The following is a 19,318-nucleotide window of genomic DNA, read 5'->3' as shown; positions in this document are numbered from 1 at the left end:
CCCCAGCCCCCAGCCCCGACAGCGTGCGGCACGACGCCGCCGGCCGCCCGATACCGTGACATTCTCTGTGTCCCCCGCACACCGCGCCAGAGGGCCTGCCGCCGGGCCCGGACACAGCCGTCCATGCGGGACGCGGGCGCGCCGGGACTCCTCCACGCCACCGTCCGGGCCCCGCCCGCCCGGCACTTCCCCATCACGGTTCACAGCCGTCACAGGATGGCTGAAACCGCTTGTCCCGGTTCCTGGACAGGAGTCTCATCGTAGGCAGGCCACTGGGGGTTCGATGATCAAATTGCTGCTTCGTCTCATCCTGCGCGACAAGCCCACGGCCGGGCCACCGTCACGGGGTGACATCCTCTGGGGAGCCGCCAAGGACGTGCTGACCGGCCGCGACGACGCATCGAGGTTCGCGGACCGCCGGTGCCCCAACTGCCGCGGTTCGGGCTTCCTTGACGCTTTCAGCGGCTCCTACGAACGATGCTGGTGCGTCGGCGCAAACGTGCAGCGAGAACTCACCGCCTACCACCTTCGCACCGCCGTCCCGGCGCCGCCTCCGGGCCGACCTCGAGTGGACCTCTCCGGCTTCGACGACGAACCGGCAAGCACCGGCGCGGGCCTGACCCCCGCCCAGCAGGCTCAGCTCGAAGTCGAGTCCGAGCTGTGGCGACGCCTCTCCCCGGCAGCGCGGCAGGCTCTCGGCAACGGACAACTACCGCAGTGCTGCGCGCACAACCCATGCATCTGCACGGTGAACCACTGGATGAACCAAGGCGGATTCGCCTCGGCGCCGCCTCTCGACGCCCCTCAATATGCACACTGGCTTCAGCATCGATCGTGGATGCTGAGTCATCCTGTCATGAACTACACGTGGGGAGCCGAGCAGTTCTTCGGCCATCCGATCCCCAAGGACCGCCCCTGACAGCGGCCGACGGAACAGCCCTCACGGGCTGAAGCACCGGATGAAGCACCGAGCAGCGACTTCCCACCCGCGCCGGGCCTGCGCCGGTTTGCGTCCGTCGTTCCGCAAGGACCGCCGCCGTCATCGCCCTTCGGTGTCCGGCCTGAACGACGCCCGCGCAAGGCAGTTGCCCGCAACGGCCTCGACGATGAATCCGATCGCCACTGTACCGGCGGGCCGTTACTGTCCCACCATGGACGATTCGCTCTCGTTCGAGAGCTTCTTCGACGGCGCCAGGAGAGCCGCGCAGAAGGCGATGGAGGACCACGGACGCGGCGAGTTCGACGAGTTCGCCCTGCACGCCGGTGTCGCCGTCGAACGGCTGGCGAAAGCCGTTCTGGTGATGAGGAACCCGCTCTACCTGGTGGAGATGCGCAACGGCAACGCAGACCTGCTGCTGTACTTCGGGGGCGACCTGGAGCTGGATGCCGCCAAGGTCCGTACCGTCGGCGCAAAGGAAGCCCTCGGACGGCTGCGGCGCATGGGCGTTCTTCAGCCCGACGCGCAGCTCGACCTGCTCATCGAGCTCCGCAACGGCACCGCCCACACCAGCGTCGGCGATCAGGCAAGGACGCTCCTGCCCACACTCGCCGAGACCACCACGATTCTGCTGACTGCCCTCGGCACACGCTTCGAGGTCTTCTGGGGCCGCTGGTCCAGAGCGGTGGTCACAGCCGTCGACACGCAGCTCGACGAGATCCGCCGGGACGTCGAGATCCGTATCGACCAGGCCCGCCACCTCTTCGAGGACAGGTTCAAGGACCTGCCCGAGGGCACCATGGCGCACGTACGCACAGCGTCCGAACCGGACGTTGCAAGCCCCGAACCCGTCGTCGCGGCAATGTGGCTCGACGAACTCCCCACCGGCGGATTCTACTTCCACCTGGCCACCGTCGACTGCCCCGCGTGCAAAGGACCCGCCACCGCCAGGATCCTCCCCTCCCCGGCGCACAACATCCCCGGCACTGCGGACATGCTGCACTGCGGTCTGTGCCACCTCAACCTGACGGGACAAGACGAAGTCAAGGCATGCGGCATCGGCAACCCGTGGCAGCACGGCCGAACGCCCCGGCTCATAGTGACCTCCGGCATCGGGCCGCACTCCCACACGGATCCCGAGCCGACCGAAAGCTGATCGGACGCCAGCCAGCGCCCGCCCCTTGCCTTCGCCGACCACGGCGTCTTGGTCGTCAACCCGCCGCGAGAGCGGCTGGTCGGCCTACGATGGCGCCGTGAAGTTCGTGATGGTGCCCGGTGGCTGGCAAGGCGGGTGGGTTTTCGACTCGGTGGCTGCCAAGCTGCACCGAGGCGGTCACCACGTCGAGGCGGTGACCCTGTCAGGGTTGGAACTGGACGGCCCGACCGATCCGGACCGGCCGCCGAACCTCGACGCCCACATCGACCAGGTAGCGGACATCGTTTCTCGCAGCGGCGATGGGCCCCTCGCACTGTGCGGGCACAGCTACGGCGGGATGGTGATCGCCGGCGTCGCGGATCGGCTCGGCGACCGCCTCGATCAACTCGTCTTCATCGACGCCTACGTCCCCGACGACAGGGACTCATGCTGGTCTTTGACCAGCGACACCTTCCGGGACTTGTTCATCGCCGGTGCCCACGCCGACGGTCGTTGGGTCGCCGTCCCGGACGGGCTCGACCCGCGTGCGCGACCGCACCCCATGGCAAGCTTCATCCAGTCGATCAGGCTCCGAGGCAAGCCCGGTCGCACGCTCGGCCGAACGTTCATCAGCGGCGGCACGTGGCCAGGAAGCCCGTTCGTGACCCTGACCGAACGGTTGCGCCAAGACTCGAGTTGGCGGGTTCACGAAATTCCGGTTGGCCACAACATCGCCCGCCGCGACCCGCACAGCCTCGCAACCGTTCTCGGCGCACTGCCGCCCAACTCCGCCTGACCCGCGACCCCTCACTCCTTCGCGCCGTCGTCGTCCTCGTCGAGGTGGACCGTCGCAAGGGCGCGCAGGGCGCACCGGCCCTCGTTCGCTGCGGGCGGGCGGCGAAGCTGGAGCGGGCGAGGCCGTTGAGGTCGGCGTGCTGACGACGAAGCGACGGTCGGCCTCGCCTCGAGCGTGCCCGCCGCCCCTTCGACGAGGCCGGATGCGGCAGGGCCAAGGCGGCCCTCGCCGACGGCGCGAAGGGTGCGCCCGCCGGTGCGCCCTACGATCGCCTCATCGCCACTACGGCCGAATCGGCCGTCGCCCCGCCGTGGATCAGTGGGCTGGCCGAGGACGGGCGGCTCGTCGCCCCGCTGACCCTGTACGACACCACCCGCTCAATCGCCTTCGAACGCGACGGTGGCGGTCAGACGGGCCGTTCCTCTCATCTGGCGCGCTTCGTACCCGCGGACGCACCGCCCGAAAGGTGCACTCCAGTACCGGCGCCGCTTTTCGCATGTATGCGGCAATTGCTTTGCCGGCGCGCGCATTGTGAATGTCGCATGGCTTAACTGCGCGTTGACCGCTCATGAGTCCGCATGTGATGTCGGGGCGGCCGTTCTGACGGATCACCAGGGTGTCATCATGAGTCCTTCCGAACCTGATCAACGCCGGTCGGAACCTTCCGCGGGCGAGCGCCTGCGGCTTACGGGTGCCGGGGGGGCGAAGGCACCCACCGATCAAAACCCCTGGGGAGGGACCTTGTCGATCAAGCGAGTCGTCACCACTGCCGCTGCGACTGCAACGGCCGCCGTGCTCATGGCTGCGAACAGCGCCTACGCGTGTGACATCAGCGACTTCACCGCGACGGCGACCTGCGACACGAGCACGGGCGAGGGCAAGGCCGCCATCACGATCACCGACAAGGACCCCCCTCGGGCACGCCCGCGGACATCACGGTGCGGATCCGGATGGCGGTCGGCAGCGACGGCCCGACCGTCGGCAACGGGCACATCGAGCACTCCACCGCGGACGGAGTGAGCACGACAATCCTGGTGCCGTGGCTGCAGGGATACCAGTGAAACATCTACGTGACGGCAGGCGACGTCCACGAAGAGCTGCTCAAGGACCTGCCGATCTCGCCGGACACCGCATGTGAGGCCACTGCCTCCGCCAGCCCCATCGGCACGGCCTCCCCGGCGTCCCCGGCTGCCGACGCCGCGCCGTCCTCGTCGGCGACCGCACCCGCGAACTCTGCGTCGACAGCCGGCTCGGCGTCCCCGGTGCCCGCCGCATCCTCGTCCACCGCCGGCTCCGGGCTGGCCGAGACCGGCGGCGGCGACGGCGCCGCACTCATCGGAGGTGCGGCCGCTTCGGTGATCGCCGCCGGTGGAGGCGTCCTCTACGCGACGCGACGCCGTACGGGCGCCGCCCGCCACTGACCCGGCACGGCCGAACGACACCGCCCCCTCCTCGGCCGGGCCACGCCGGCGCGGGCCCGAGGGCACCATGGGGGGCGCCACCCGCCATGAGAGAGCGCATCAACGGGTGACTGCGATTCCTTCGCCCCGCCTTGGTGAGGGGCGGCCGCTGAGCAGTTCCTGCACAAGTGCAACGACGCGATCGGGCTGCCCCACAAACGGGGAATGGCCCGTCTGCCACTCACGCACATCGGTGCATCGCCTGGACAACTTCCGCTGCAGGACCGGGTCGACGGCCCGGTCCTGTGCGCAGACCACGTACGTGGCGGGAGTGTGCTTCCAGCTCTGGTGTTCCGGAACTCCTCGCCCGCAGCCCGGGGATTGCGCGCGCAGGAGGCCAACCGCCCAGGAAGCGAGAGGTTGAGGACAGTCCGCGCAAAGGGTGCGGGCGGCGCGGTCGGGGTGGAGGCTGGTCGAGCCGTCGGGCTCGAGGACGATCGCGTCCTGGAGCTGCCGGGACCCTCCACCGAGCCCGGCCGCGCTCTCGCCGGCATCAGGCACGAAGGCCGCCACGTAGACCAGATGCCGCACCCCGCGCACCCCGGTGATCACTGACCCTCCGTAGGAGTGCCCCAGGACGATCGGAGGCTCCTGCAGCAGGTCGATGGCAGCCTGGACGGCCGCCGTGTCGGCGGACAGCGAGCCTCGGTGAAGCTCAGGAACGACAACCTCAGTTCCCGCGGATCGCAGGCGTTCCGCTACCGCCGTGAAGTGCTCAGGACGGTGATACAGCCCGTGAACCAGCACCACGGCGGTCAACGTCGCCTGCCTTTCGAAGTCGGCGCCAGGCCAGCCATCCTAAGGCCAGCAATCGCCAGTGCGGTCCTTCGCCGCATGCGCCGACTCCAGGGCACTCGGATCCGGGCACGATGGCGGCAGCCGGGCCACTGACAACGCATGCTGTCAGGAAGGGACCTCCCAGCGGACCTGGACGCCACGGCACTGCGAGACGCACGCCTCGAATGCGGCGGCGGCCGGGCCAAGCCGGTCTGTAGGCCTCCCTTCCGCCAGACATCGAGCCGTCAGGCCTGGCCGGTGGCCACGCCGTTCTCTGCCTCGCAGGGCGGCCGCACCGGCCCGCCGACCCGCGGACCCGCCGACCCGCGGACCCGCCGACCCGCGGACCCGCGGACCAAGATCAGACGTCAGCCGGCCATCAGGACAGCGGTTCCGGTCAGCAGCAGAAAGGCACCGCCCGCGAAGGCGATTCCGGCCATCGAGGCCAGGAATGCGGGCCGCAGCAGAGGCGAGGAGGATCGCGAGTCCCCTGCGGTCACCTTGCGCCGGAGGCCGAGGGCCCGAAACCCGGCGAGGACACCGGCGATTCCGATGACCAGATACGACATGCTGTCAGCCCTCCAGGCCGTTGAGGAATTCTGCGAGTACGGCCACGACAGCCGGGCCGTCTCCTTCGACGTCCAGCTCCTCGCGTCCGGGAACACGAAAGGTGTAGCGTCCCGGCCGGTCCACCGTCACCGACGCCAGGATGTCGCGGGTGAAGGCATGCGGCCGTACGGCGAAGCCGTGGCCCAGTTCCGGGAAGAACCTGCGGATCACGGCATTTCCCGCGGCCAGTTCGACGACGTCACGGTAGGCAGTCGAGTTGGCAGTCGAGTCGCTGTGGCGCACGATCCGCCACTGCGTCTCGCGTTCGTCGCCCCGCTCGTAGGCCGACTGGAGTTCGGAGAACGCGACGAAGGGCCACCGCGCTGCCATCTCCTCCAGCCCGGTCCCCTCCAGCCATGCGTGGGCGGCCCGGACGAGCGCGCTCTTGTCCTGGGTGGCCCCGTGCGCCCAGGCCCACGCGTCCTTGAGGAAGGTGATGACGTAGGCGTCGTTGCCGGTGAGCACGGTGACCCGGGAACGGTCGCCGTCGAGTGCGACGGGGCCTCGTCGGCGGGTCGTCGTGGGAGCGAACCGGTGGGGCGATGCCTCGTCCAGCTCGGCATTGAGCGCATCGGCCAGTTCGGCGCCGGCGGCGGCGCCGGGGAAACCGGTCACGGCGTGTACTCCTTCATCTGCTCGGTGACGTCCTCGCCTCTCATGAACCATCGGATGCCCGACCAGGGGCGGGACTCGCCGATGAACACGTGGTAGAAGATGCGCCACATCTCCCACTCGGTGCCTCGGGTCTTTTCCGGATGATTCACCGCGCGTCCCTTGCTGACCGCGTTCTGGAACACGGCGACGGGATCGGACTCGTCCTCGGCCAAGCCTCCGAGGTCCACGATGATATGCACGTCCGGGTTGCCGAGTGCCGCGTTGACCTCGTCCGCCCACTGGGGGAAGGCGCCTTCGTAGTTCTCGTGCTTGTACGCGTAGAGGTCGCCGTTGAACGTCATCGCACCCTCGCGCTGGGCGAGCGGGACGCCTACGCTCGCGACGCCCAGGACGACACTGTCGCCGGGCGCGGCCTCGACTCCTCGGGGCGGGCCACCGCTGTCACAGAAGCAGAGCTTGGAGTGCCCCTCGGTCCCGCAGTGGTTGTGGACCAGTACCGGCACCCCGCCCGCGACCACGTAGTACGTGTGCAGTTCGCGGACGGTCAGGTTGTATCGCCAGGCCGCACCCGGTGTCGCGCGGATCCGGGCGATCAGGACGTGCCGGCCGTTCTCCGTGGTGAGGGTGTGGCCCGCCAGGAGCCTGCCCGCCGGCACCCAGGTGCGGGTGGTCGCGTCCCAGAAGGGGTGCTTCGACGTCGTGTGCAGGGTGGCCGTGCGCCCGTGGCCGAGGCTCAGCGTGACGTCGACCAGGTCCTTGTCGTGGTTGACCAGCGTCGCCACGACCTCGCGGGCACCCGCGTGGCTGCCGTCGGCGGCGTTCGCGGACTCGACCTTGTCACCGGCCCGGATCCTGCCGATGGCCTTGGTCCTGCCGCCGGCCATGAGGACCGGCGTGTCCGGGGAGAAGCTGCACTGGGTGACTTCGTCGGTGCCCGAGTTCCCGGTGCCCGGGTCGTCGGAGGCGGCCGCCGTCTTGCGGGCGGCCGTCGCCTCCTGCTGAGCGTCGGACTTCTTGGGCTTGGCGGCGTTCGCGCCTTCCGCGTCGCTCGCCGCCTCCTTGCCCGCGCTGGAGGCCGCGGCCGCGTCGCCGGAGCCGCCCGAGGCGCCGGCCGCGTCGTGCGGGGCGGGTTCCGCCGCGGCCTTGGGGGCGGCGTCGCTGCCGCCGCCGGCGGGTGGTGACTCGCCTTCTTCCGCCGCGAACCCGCCGCCCGCACAGCCCATCGCGGCGCAGTCGGCGCCGAACATGCCCGCGACCATGCCCGCGCCCTCGGCAGCGCCGAGGACGCAGGCGGGTGCCGCGACCACGGTTCCGGCGCAGGCGGAGACGACGACCGCGACGGCGACCACGACGACCACGACCGTGACGACGGTCTCGACCACCGGCAGGGCCTTCTTGAAGTAGTGCCCGGCGCAGCCGAAGAAGCCGTGGCAGCCTCCGCTGTGGTGCTTCTTCTGGCCGCTGGAGGTGCTGGTGTCCGCGTAGGCCTTGTCGTTGGCGGCCGCGCACTTGGCGTCGCAGCCTCCGCCGCCGCCGCCGTCCATCGCCAGCATCAGGCCGCTCGGGTCGGAGCCGCTGGCCGGGTTGTCGCCGGCGTAGGTGTAGCCGCCCATCTGGTTGGGGTCGCCGGTTTCGAAGACCGGGTCCGGGGTGAGGAAGCGGCCGAGGACGGGATCGTAGTCGCGCGCGCCGAGCAGGTTGAGTCCGGTCGTGGGGTCGGCCGGCTGGCCGAGGAAGCCGTGGTTCTCGTCCGGTGCCACCCACGACGTGGGCTTGGTGCCCCGCGGATTGCCCCAGGGGTCGTAGGAACGGCGGGTGACGGCGAGCGAGGCGGCGTCGACGGAAGTGACCGACGTGCCCTGCCCGTTGGCGATCTGGTAGGTGACCGAGCCGCTGCTGGAGCGGGTGATGGTGGTGCCGTCCGGTCCGTCGATGTTGCGCAGCCCGGTCCAGGTCTTGGCGGAGACGTTCAGGGTGATCTGTTCGGCGCCGCCGAAGAGGTAGAGGATCCTGGTCTTGTCGGTGCCGTCCACCGCGGCGGTCTGCTCCAGCAGGTCGCCCTGGGCGTCGTACAGGTACTTGCTGGTGCTGGTGTGGGTGCCGGAGGTCGTGGCGACCGTCGAGGTGCGGCCCTCGGCGTCGTAGGTGAACGTCTGGCTCTGGCCGGCCGCCACGGCTCCGGTGGCGGCGTTCGTCCAGGTCTGGCCGCTGCCGCCGCAGGTGGCGATGGTCAGCTGGGTGGCGTTGGTGGCCGAGGCGCCCGGATCGGTCAGGCAGAGCGCGCTGTTGGCGTTGCTGACCAGGGTGCCGGTGGTGGTGACCTTCCACTTCTGCGTGGCGTCGGTCTTGCAGGTGTCGATCACGACGAGGGTGCCCGCGGCGGTGGCGTTGCCGGCCGTGTCCAGGCACATGCCGAGGACCTTGACCGTGCCGTCGGTGCCGATGGTCCACTTCTGGCCGGTGGCGGTGCCGCAGGTGTCGATCTGGACCTTGGCGCCGGCCGTCGTGGAGTTGCCGGCGTCCTCGATGCACTTCTTGCCGCCGCCGGAGAGGGTGAAAGCGGTGGACAGCGGACCGGTGGAGGTGACCTTGCGGCTCGTCGTGTCGCCGGCGTTGAGGTTGCCGTAGGAGGGATCGGCGTACGTGGCGGTCGTGGTCGCCGTTCCGGTGGCGGGGTTGGCCGTGGTGGCCGTTCCCGTCTGGTCCGGCAGGGCCGCGGCCGCCGTTCCGTCGCTGCCGGCGTAACCGACGCTCTGGGTGGTGTCGTTGAGCGCGTTGCCGGTGGTGTCGTGGTTCACCATGCCCGTGCGGTCGCCGAGTTGGTCGTAGGTATAGGTCTGCCAGTACGGTGCCGGGCCGCCGACGGTCGTCGTCCTGATCGGCGTTGTGGTGCCCGTCTGGACCCGTGCGGTGGTGCAGCCGCCGACCGCGCCGGGCGTTGCCGCACCGGGACCGGTGATGCCGGCGGTGTCCGTCCAGGCCGTGGTCAGCCGTTGGAAGGAGTCGTAGGTGAAGCACTGGGTGTCGTGAGTGGTGTTGTCCTGCAGATCGTCGACGGCGGTGAGTTCGCCGGCCTGGTCGTAACGGAGGTTGATCACGTCCAGGGCGGTGGTGGAGGTCTGCAGCATGCTGCTGGCCTGTGTGACCCGCCCGGTGGTGTCGTCGTACTGGGCGAAGGTCGCCAGTTCCTTGCCGGTGCGGCCGTAGTCGGCCTGCAGCACGCGTCCGAAGGCGTCGTGGACGGCGGTGTCGAGGTAGGCGGGCGTGTTGGCGGAGTTGATGAAGCCGCCGATGCCGTCGAGGTTGCCCTGCTGGGTGTAGCCGTAGTCGATGTCCTCGGCGGGCAGGTTGCCGTCCGCCTGGTAGTGCGTGGTGGACAGCAGGCCGGTGGTGGGTGTGTAGCGGGAGGTCGAGGTGTAGGTGACCGTCCCGGAGGTGGGCGCGGTGCTCTGTCCGGCGGCCGCGAACCCGTCGGCGGACGGCACGGTCAGCGTGGTGCCCAACGGCTGGTAGGCGGTGTTGTAGCCGGTGACGGCCTGGGTGTACGCCGTGCCGGAGGCGCCGCCGACGTAGCGGGTGGCGGAGGTCTGGTAGCCCTTCTCCAGGGTGTCGTAGACGTGCGAGGCGAGCAGTTTGTCCGCGGGCGGGGTGGCCGACCAGGCGCCCGCGTACTCGGCGGTGGGACGGTTGTCCCAGTCGTAGGTGAACGAGAGCACCTGCCCGCGCGGGTCGGTGGTCTGCAGGAGGTTGCCGGCGACGTCGTACTTGTCGTAGGTCGTCTTCCCGGCGTTCGGGTCGGTCTGAGAGGTCTTCTGGCCGAGTGCGTTGTAGGTGTACGACCAGGAGTTGCCGGCGCTGTCCTTGATCGAGTCGATCTGGCCGGCGGCGGTGTAGGCGTAGCGGGTGGTGGCGTCCGCCGCCGGTACGGCGTTCGCCGTGCCCTGCTTCCACAGGGTGGAGCCGCCCGAGGAGACCACGGCCGCGGTGGAGTCGTTGCGGATCTGGAAGGTGGCGCCCGTGGTGGCCGTCAGCCCGGTGGTCCACAGCTGGACGGCGGCCGTGCTGAACAGGACCAGGTTGCCGTCGGTGCCGAACTTGGCCCAGGCGCCGGGGTTTCCGCTGGTTCCGGAGGACCAGATGGTCTTGCCGGTGGCCAGTGCGGACAGCACGAGGTTGCCGTCGGCCTGCATGGTCAGGCGGACGCTGTCGGAGGTGAGCGAGGTGCCGGACGGAATGACCGAGCCGCCGGTGAGGCTGACCGTGGAGCCGGTGTTCTTCACGACGGTGCGGGTGGTCTGGCCGACGGCGTCGGTGAAGGTGGCGGTGGCCCGGCCGCCGGCCGGCGCCGTGGTGTCGGTCTCGTCGGCGCCGGGGTAGCTCGCGGACGTGTGCCACTGCTCTACGGCCTGGTGCCACAGGGTCTGCCGCAGCGGCCGGCCCTCGCCGTCGTAGGTGGTGGTGGTCTCGGAGGGGATCTGGTTCTCGTTCGCGGCGTACAGCGTCGTCGTGGGGAAGTTCCCGGGCTCGGAGTAGGCGGCGTACGACGCCACCTGCCAGCCGTGCGAGTCGTAGAAGGTGTCCGAGATGATGCGGCCCGAGTTGGAGTCGCCCATCGCCGTCGACTGGGTCTGCCGGGGTTGCAGCATGCCGTCGTAGAGCGCGATCGATGTGGCGTACGTGCCGTCGTCGCGCAGTGTCCTCGTGGTGACCGACGACGGTGCTCCGGGCTGGGTGATCGTGCCGCCGGGCGCGGGTACGGCGCCGGGGTTGATGGCGTAGTCGAACGTTTCGTCGGCGCTCTGCCCGGACGCCTTGTCCCGGCCGGGCTCCCACACCGCGGTGCGCCTGCCGAGCGCGTCGTAGGTCATGTCGGTCTTGCGGCCGTTGGCGTCGACGCTTTCCAGGGTCAGTCCGCGAAGGGCGTCGAAGGTCGACGTGATCTGCCAGTTCTGGCTGTTGACGGACGTCTCGGCGGTGGCGTTCGTGTTGCCGCCGGAGCTGCTCCAGTCCGGGTCGAAGTCGGTGTGCGTCTTCTGCCCGGTGGCGTCGTAGGCGTCGGTGACGCGGCCACCGCCGTCGTACGTCATGGCGGAGGTGGTCTGCCAGTTCTCGGTCGCGTTGGTGAACCCGGTCGCGGTCTGGGTGCCGGTGGCCCGGCCCGAGGCGGTGACCTGTCCGAAGGCGCCCAGCCCGGAGGGTGTTCCGTCACCGGCGTAGTAGATCTTCTTGTCCGTGAGCAGGCTGCTCGCGCTCACCGAGGTCGAGCAGTCGCCGACGACCGAGGTGACGCGGTCCGCGTAGGACAGCATCATCGTGTTGGACGCGGGCGGGTCCGCGTAGGTGGTGGTGGCGCACTTCTCCTGCTTGGGATCGGTGCCGTCGCCGTGGCCGTTGACGGTGGAGACCCGGCCCTGGCTGTCGTAGGTGGTGTCGGTGCTCGTATGGCGCCAGGTGCCGTCGGCGAGCAGTTGGTACTCGCGGGAGCTGCTCGCCTTGATCCGGTGTGCGCTGAGGTCGGGCAGGGTGGACAGGGCGGGCCGGGTGTCGCCGGGGTTGTCCTCCTGGGTCCAGTCCGTCCAGGGGGTCTGGTTCGCGGAAGCCGTGGTGGTGAAGGTGAAGGGGCCGTTGACGCTGGCCGCGTCGACGGTGCCGCCCTCCTTCGTGTAGGTCTCGTCCTCCAGCGTGGTGCCGGCCAGTTGGTCGGCGTCGGTGACGCTGAGGACGGTGTTGCCGCCGACCTTGGCGTCGACGGTGACCGAGCGGCGCGTGCCGTCGGCCTTGTAGTCGCCGTCCATGCCCTGCAGGTACGTGGTGGTCTGCCGGGTGACGGGCTCGGGGGCCTGGCCGGTGTTCACGGTGACGCTGCGGAAGCCGCGGAACTGGTCCCAGGTGCGGTACCGGTCGTCGGCCTGGGCCGAGTCGTCGCGGTGCCAGGCCGGGCCTGTGTAGCTGTAGCGGGATATCTGGGTCTCGGAGCCCGCGGGATTGTTCTGGGCGTCCGGCTTGTACTGGCCGGCGATGGTCAGGTCGGACACGGCGACGCTGTTGACCGTGACCTTGTTGAACCAGTCCGCGATCGGCTTGGAGGCGCCGGGGACCGTCCAGTACACGGGGTAGCAGGCGTTGGTGTTGGAGTCGGCCTGCTTGATGTCGAGCGACTTCCCGGCGCACGGGTGGGGGTTGTACTCGACGGCGATGGACTCGCCGGTCTCGGTCTGGATGCTGGAGATGCGCGGCCGGTACAGCGGCGGGGCGGACGGGGAGTCGTCGTCGACGCGGTTGTCGATCTCGGTGCCGGTGAACGAGACCTGGTTCAGGCGGATGTCGCTGTTGCCGTTGCCGTAGGTGTCCTTGCCGGTGTGCTGCACGGACTGCAGCCACATCACGGCCTGCAGCATCCCGGCGTCCTTCGGGTCGACCGTGGTGCCGGTGACGGGGTCGACGGTGCCGCCCGCGTCGGAGTAGACCTGGCCCAGGCTGTAGGAGTCGACCGCGGTGAGCTGATCGGTCGCCTTCACATGGACCTTGGTGGTGATGGAGTCCAGCCGGGTGGTGGTCCAGAAGCTGGGGCCCGAGGTGACGCACACGTCCTCGGGCACCTTGGTGGCGCCGTCCGGCATCTTGGTCTTGTCGGTGGAGTCGCAGTGCAGGTCCCATGGCACGTCCGGCCAGTGGGTCGCGGTGGAGTCCTTCAGGTTGCCCGAGGAGCAGTCGGTGAAGGTGCTGGTGGTCTGGCAGCGCTGGGCGAGGCCGAAGTCGACCTCGGCGGCGGGGGCGCGGCCCGCCTGCTCGTCGGCCAGCCGGTAGCCGTACGAGATCAGTGTCAGGGCGCCGCCGCGGGTGTAGGAGGTGAGGGTGCCGGTGTCGTCGGGGTCGTCGCTCTCGCCCGCCTGGCCGCCGCCGAGGTCGTAGTAGTTGGTCTCGGCCGTGTAGTCGTACCGCTGGACGAATCCCGTCGGCGAGACGACGAAGTCGAGGTTCCAGCGCCATCCCTCGGGCTTGTCGCACTGGGACTTCTTGCCGTCGGCGTCGGTGTGGCAGGGGTCGGCGGAGCGCGGGTGCAGCACGGGGACACCCCACGCGGAGTGCGTGGAGGGGTCGGCGGGGCTGGAGTCCATGGTGGCGCCGGTGCCGGGGCCGCTCGGCGCGTGGTCGGCACCGAAGTAGGCGGCGGTGCCGTCGGTGGTGAGCACTCGGTAGTAGAGGCCGTCGTGCAGTCCGTTGGCCGCGCCGGACAGTTCCTGTACGACGGTGCCGTCGTCGCCCTGCAGCCGCCACTGCTTGATCTCACCGGGCACGCCGGGGTCGGTCCCGTCGGGCACGAGCACGCCGGAGTGGGAGCCGAAGGAGAGCGTGGCGTTGTCCCCGCCCCAGCACTCGTCGCCCGAGCCCTTGAGGATCTTCTTGTCGTCGGAGTCGAGGAGGGAACCGCAGCTGCGGTAGCCCCGCTCGACGTAGCCGACCTGGTAGCTCCAGCCGTCGCCGACCCAGGAGGACTGGGCGTTGCGGGCGGTGGTCTCGCCGTCGACGGACTGGGAGTCGTAACTCAGGCCGACGGAGGGGGCGTTGCCGCCGATCGCGGCGGGCACGGAGATCGGGTAGGAGTAGGTGAAGGAGCCGGTGGCGGACGCCTGCCAGCTGCCTGCGGCCGACAACTGGGTGGCGCCGTAGTCGCCTTGGGAGCCGGAGGCGCCGGAGGTCACGGCGAGTGCCGTGGTGTCGGCGGCCGCGGCGGCGGTGAGGGGGGCGGTGCGGGCCGACATCGCCGCCGGGCCGTTCGCGCTGTCGGACGGCTTCGGGGACGCGGTGCCGCGCCCGGACTGCGAGGGACTGGCGGTCGGGGCCGGTGTCGAGCTACCGCTGGCGCTGTCCGCGGGCTGCGGGGAGCCAGTGCTTGCCGACGCCCGCGAACTCGGGTCGGCGCCGGGCGTGTCGGAGCCGGTGCCCGCGCCGTCGCCGGGTGCGGAGTTCATGGTGACGGTCGCCGTCAACTGCTCGGCGCCCGCCCGGTTGGTGAACTTCAGCGGAGTGCTCTTCTGGCACTGCGGCTTCTGCGGAGTGGTCAGCGCACAGCCGGGCAGCTGCACCAGCCGCAGCCGGGAGCCGTAACCGCCGCCGTACGCGCGGGCGATGGCCGAGTAGTCGATGACCACCTTGACCCGGCCCGTGGCCGAGCGGGTGCCGGAGGGGGTGATGCCGAGCAGCATGCCGTTGGCGCCGGTGCGCAGCGTCTGGGTGTGGGACGCGGCCTGCACCCGGACGGAGTCGACACCGTGCCCGGCATCGGCGGGTGCCACCCACACGGGCAGTGAACCAGCCTTGACCGGCTTCGACGTGCCCGGCGAGCCGAGGTCGACGACGGCGGTGCCCGCCTTGGGCCACTGGGCCGCCCGGGCCCGGTAGGTGCCCAGCGCCTTGTAGCCCTTGGGGTGCTTGTTCGCCTTCGGCTGGAGGAGGTGTGCTCCTACGCCCTTGGTGACGGGGAGCTTCTTCGGGCGCCAGACCTCGCCGTCGAAGGAGAAGCCGCCGTGGTGGCCGAATCCGTCGCCGCCGTCGTGACCCGCGAGGAAGCCCGGCATGCCGAACCCGCCGGCGATCGCCACCGGCAGCAGGAGCGCGAACAGCGCGACCGGAACGGTCCACCACCCCGGTCCGCCGAAGAATCTCCGGTGCCATGTGCCCGCGAACCAGCGCCGTCTGCCACTCACGCGTAATCCCCCTACAAACCGGCCCGCTTGAGGGGCCGTCACACAGTCGGATCACTGGTCAGTGATCGTCCGGAGGCTAGGTATGGTCATGATCACGGCTCAAGGGTCTTTGCCATTTCCATGAACAAACCATGCATGTGCATGACAGTTCCTGTGTAGTTTCTGTGCGGCAGTTGATCACTTTCCTGCTCTCTGTGGCACTCGGGCCTTCCCCCACCCGCTGCCCGCGACCCGAAGGAAGCCCACCAGGTGTTGAGACCACCGATACGCATCGGCCGTAGACGCAGTGCCACCGCCGGCAGACTGGTCCTGTTCGCCGCCGTGTTGAGCCTGACGGCGGCCCTTCCGGCGCTCCCGGCCGCCGCCGACACCACCTCCGGCGACCCGCTGCTGGCCGCCCGGACACAGGCCCTCGCCAGCGGAAAGACCGTCCCCGTCGACGCGCTGACCACCGAGGTCTCCACCACCGAGGCACAGCCCGACGGCACCTTCGTCAACACCACCAGCGCCCTGCCCACCCGCGTCCGCAAGGACGGCAAGTGGGCTCCCGTGGACTCCACCCTCACCGCCGACGGCCACGGCGGTTTCGCACCCGAGGCCACGCCCAACGCGGTGACCCTCTCGGGCGGCGGCAACGGCCCGCTGGTCACCCTCACCCACGCCGACGGGGCCGGCATGGCGCTGACCCTGCCCTTCACGCTTCCCGCCCCGACCGTCGACGGCGACACCGCCCTCTACTCCTCGGTGCTGCCCGGCGTCGACCTGTCCGTGTCCGTCACCGACCAGGGCGGCTTCAGCGACGTCCTGGTCGTCCACGACGCGGACGCGGCGGCCGACCCCCGGCTGAAGAAGCTCACCCTGGCCACCGACACCCACGGCCTCACGCTGGCCACCACCGGCTCGAACACCCTGCAGGCGACCTCCGACGACGGCGACCTGGACTACACCAGCCCGCAGCCACTCATGTGGGACTCCGCCACCACCCCCGCCAAGCTCGGCGGACCCGCGGGCGACGTGACCTCCTCCGTGGACGGCCCCGGACCGGAGGCCACCACCGAACCGGTCGCCATGACCGCCACGAGCAAGGCCGTCACGCTGACCCCCGACGCGGGCATGCTCACCAGCCCGGACACGGCCTACCCGGTGTACATCGACCCGTACACCAACCCGGTCACCTCCACCGCGGGCCACTACACCGAGGTGTACTCCAGCTCGACCTGCGACAACTCCCCGCAGTACGACAAGGCACAGACCAACGGCCAGGGCGCGGGCTACCAACGCTGGGGCGGCGCCTGCGGAGTCGGCGTCGAGCGCTCGTACTGGGCGATCAACACCGGCGGGCTGCACCCCTCGTTCGTCGTCGACGACGCCTACGTGAAGATCTCCACCACGTACGCGGCAAGCTACAACTGCAGTCAGAACCAGCCCCTCACGCTCCACACCACCAACGCCATCAGCGCGAGCACCGACTGGCTGTCCCGGCCCGGCGTCCACGACTCCGCCTTCCCGACGGTGTCCGACACCGTGCCCAGCGGCGCCAACTCCGGCAGTTCGTGCAGCAACAGCACGGCCACCTTCCACGTGAAGCAGCAGGCCCAGAAGATCGCCGACGAGGACGGCGACGGCTACGACGCCGACGGCACCTTCGGCGCCGAGAGCAACACCTGGACCATCGGCCTGTACGGCAACGAGTCGGAGTCGTCGAGCAACGACGACTACCTGCGCCTGTCGACCACACTCACCCTGACCACCAAGTTCGACATCCCGCCGGGCATCCCGACCGACCTGCACATCACGCCGGCCGCCGCGGGCGCCTCGGCCCCCTGCACCACCAGTGGCGTGGGCTGGATCGGCGCCACCACCTATTCGGACGCCGGCAGCAACGTCACCCTGCACTCCACCGTCACCAGCCAGATCTCCGGCGAGAAGGTCAAAGCGCACTACTACGTCTGGGACCGCACCGTCGACCCCGACGGCGACGGCAACGGCGCCGCCGTCTCGACCCCGGACAGCGCCGCCCTGGCCTCCGGCACGGACGCGGCGATGAAGATCGGCGCCACCCTCAAGGACGGCCACCAGTACGCCTGGGACGTCTACGCCGAGGACGACTCCGACCAGGCCCTCACCTCCGGCAAGTCCGACCACTGCTGGTTCACCACCGACTTCACCGCCCCCCCGACCCCCGACATCTCCGGCAACCCGGCCTTCCCGCCGGCCGGAACCGCGCGCGAGGGTGACCCGGTCTACGCGGGCCCCGGCAAGACCACCGACTTCACCGTCGCGGGCACCGACTCCCCCGCCAGTGACGACACCTGCGCCCCGGGCCCCTGCAAGTCCAGCGGCATCACGTCCTTCCTGTGGCAGCTCGACTCGCCCCCCACCGCCGCCGACGGCCGGAGCGCCACCGTCTCCGGCACCGACAGCCAGGGCCGCTCCACCGCCACCATCCCCGTCCCGATCCAGGACTGGGGCGTGCACACCCTGTACGTCGCCGGAGTGGACAAGGCCGGCAACATCTCCACCAGCCCCGCCGGTTACACCTTCACGGTGCCGTGGAACCCCGCCACCACCGTCAAACCCGGTGACATCACCGGCGACGGCGTGCCCGACCTGCTGGCCACCACCAAGACCGGCGACCTCGACCTGATCCCCGGCGACCAGGACCCGGGCCAGAGCACCGCGCCCATCCACAGCGACCCCGTCACCGGCACCCCGCCCGCCGTCACCGGTCCCGTCACCGTGTCCACCAAGGAGGACTCACCCGACGGCACCGGCTGGAACAACTACCTCATCGCCCACCGCGGCAACCTGCACGGCGCGAACGGCGACGACCTGTGGGCGTACAACAAGACCAGCCACAACCTGTACATCGTCAAGAACGACCTCGACCCCGTCGACGACGCCTCCATCCCGCGCGCACCGTGGTCCACTCTCGGCGGCTTCGTCGACAAGCGCTTCGACCGCGTCGTCAAGGACCCCTGCGCGGCTTCCGACGTCGTCGCCGACGACACCCGCTGCCGCGGCACCGACTACGACAGCACCACCTGGAACGTCAGCCAGCTCATCGCCCCGGGGAACGTCTTCGGCAACACCGACGACTACCCCGCCGTGATCACCGTCGAGAACAAGGAACTGTGGATCTACCAGTCCGACGGCGGCTACCACCTCAAGAACCCGCTGCTCCTCGGTGACGGCGACTGGACCGGCCAGAGCCTGATCGCCGCCGGCACCTTCAAGGGCAAGCCCGTCCTGTGGTCCCGCGACAACACGACCGGCCAGCTCTACAGCTACCCGATCACCGTCGACCCGGCCACCCTGGTCCCCGCCCTCCTCCACCCGACCGCCCACGCCAGCCTGGGCCTCACCCTGTCGCCGACCGCCTACCCCGTCGTCGCCTCCCCCGGCGACGTCAACAGCCCGGTCCTGGCCACTTCGGCCAACCCCGGCGGCCCGGACGGCTACCCGGACCTGTACACCGTCAACAGCAACGGCCGGCTCATCGAGTACAACTATCGCCAGAGCCTCGTCCTGACCTCCCCGCCCACCTACGACTTCGCCGCGCCGGTCGCGCTCGGCTCGGTCACCGACACCGCCACCCACTGGTGGAAGCTCGCCGAAGGCACCGGCACCACGACCGCCGACAGCACCGGCACCCTGGGGGCCACCCTGTCCGGCGGCTACTCCTGGAGCAACGACACCACCCGCGGCAACGCCGTGACGCTCAACGGCACCACCGGCTACGGCAGTACGACCGGCCCGGCCGTCGACACCTCCAAGAGCTTCACCGTCTCCGCCTGGGTCAAGCTCACCTCGCTGGGTACCGCCAACAGCACCTTCGTCTCCCAGAACGGCACCACCAACAACGGATTCCAGCTGTACTACTCCTACGGCGCCAAGTCCTGGGCGTTCGGCCGGCACAGCACCGACGCGAGCGGCGCCGTCTGGCGGGCCACCTACGGCAGCAAGGTCGTCGTCGGCCGGTGGACCCACCTCGTCGGCATGTACGACGCCTCGGCGAAGGAGATCCGCCTGTACGTCGACGGGAAGCTCACCGCCACCACCGACTGGACGTACACCCCCTGGAACGCCACCGGCCCTCTCCAGATAGGCCGCAAACTCGCCTCCGGGGCCTACGGCGAATACGCCAACGGAACGGTCAGTGACGTCCGCCTGTACCCCACCGCCCTGCCTCCCGCGGACGCCGCGTACGCCGGAGACCTCCCCAAGGTGGCCCAGCTCGACTGACACCTGACCACCCCTTCGCACCACCGCCCGCACCCG

At 70.1% G+C, this 19,318-nt stretch carries 9 protein-coding genes and 1 pseudogene; 6 read left to right on the top strand and 4 right to left on the bottom strand.

Annotation, left to right across the window (positions count from 1 at the left end; genetic code table 11):
- Positions 1-283: 283 nt before the first annotated feature.
- The 5 genes and pseudogenes from WN71_RS41430 (at position 284) to WN71_RS41425 (ending at position 4,289) form a co-directional block, all read left to right on the top strand.
- The gene (locus tag WN71_RS41430; protein WP_143074816.1) at positions 284-919 is read left to right on the top strand and encodes a hypothetical protein; all 636 of its coding nucleotides are present in this window, start codon (positions 284-286) and stop codon (positions 917-919) included.
- 232 nt (positions 920-1,151) lie between these two features.
- The gene (locus WN71_RS08625; protein ID WP_046582041.1) at positions 1,152-2,093 is read left to right on the top strand and encodes a hypothetical protein; all 942 of its coding nucleotides are present in this window, start codon (positions 1,152-1,154) and stop codon (positions 2,091-2,093) included.
- 97 nt (positions 2,094-2,190) lie between these two features.
- Entirely contained in the window at positions 2,191-2,868 is a 678-nt protein-coding gene (locus tag WN71_RS08620; protein WP_240529599.1) for an alpha/beta fold hydrolase, read from the top strand.
- A 185-nt stretch (positions 2,869-3,053) separates the two neighbouring features.
- Positions 3,054-3,419, top strand: a pseudogene (locus WN71_RS43420) (hypothetical protein); the annotation flags it as partial.
- 519 nt (positions 3,420-3,938) lie between these two features.
- Positions 3,939-4,289, top strand: coding sequence for a hypothetical protein (locus tag WN71_RS41425; RefSeq protein WP_143074815.1), 351 nt, complete (start codon positions 3,939-3,941; stop codon positions 4,287-4,289).
- Positions 4,290-4,388: 99 nt separating this feature from the next.
- Here WN71_RS41425 and WN71_RS08610 read toward each other — a convergent pair whose 3' ends face one another.
- The 4 genes from WN71_RS08610 to WN71_RS43190 all read right to left on the bottom strand — a co-directional run bounded on the left by WN71_RS08610 (position 4,389) and on the right by WN71_RS43190 (position 15,037).
- Entirely contained in the window at positions 4,389-5,087 is a 699-nt protein-coding gene (locus WN71_RS08610) for an alpha/beta hydrolase (RefSeq protein WP_046582045.1), read from the bottom strand.
- Between the two features lie 386 nt (positions 5,088-5,473).
- On the bottom strand, positions 5,474-5,674 hold the full coding sequence (locus WN71_RS08605) for a hypothetical protein (protein ID WP_046582046.1): 201 nt from the start codon (positions 5,672-5,674) through the stop codon (positions 5,474-5,476).
- 4 nt (positions 5,675-5,678) lie between these two features.
- Positions 5,679-6,329, bottom strand: coding sequence for a hypothetical protein (locus WN71_RS08600; protein ID WP_046582047.1), 651 nt, complete (start codon positions 6,327-6,329; stop codon positions 5,679-5,681).
- Positions 6,326-15,037, bottom strand: coding sequence for a polymorphic toxin-type HINT domain-containing protein (locus tag WN71_RS43190; protein ID WP_046582048.1), 8,712 nt, complete (start codon positions 15,035-15,037; stop codon positions 6,326-6,328). Before WN71_RS43190 ends, WN71_RS08600 begins: the two co-directional genes overlap by 4 nt.
- Before the next feature lie 252 nt (positions 15,038-15,289).
- Between WN71_RS43190 and WN71_RS43185 the strand changes: the two genes are divergently transcribed.
- Complete coding sequence (locus WN71_RS43185; protein ID WP_143074814.1) at positions 15,290-19,282, top strand: LamG domain-containing protein; 3,993 nt, start codon at positions 15,290-15,292, stop codon at positions 19,280-19,282.
- Positions 19,283-19,318: the final 36 nt, after the last annotated feature.

The sequence above is a fragment of the Streptomyces mangrovisoli genome, from assembly GCF_000974985.2.
Classification (GTDB): Bacteria; Actinomycetota; Actinomycetes; order Streptomycetales; family Streptomycetaceae; genus Streptomyces; species Streptomyces mangrovisoli.
The sequence above is the reverse complement of the archived record's forward strand: the minus strand, read 5'-3'. Positions and strand labels throughout refer to the sequence as shown.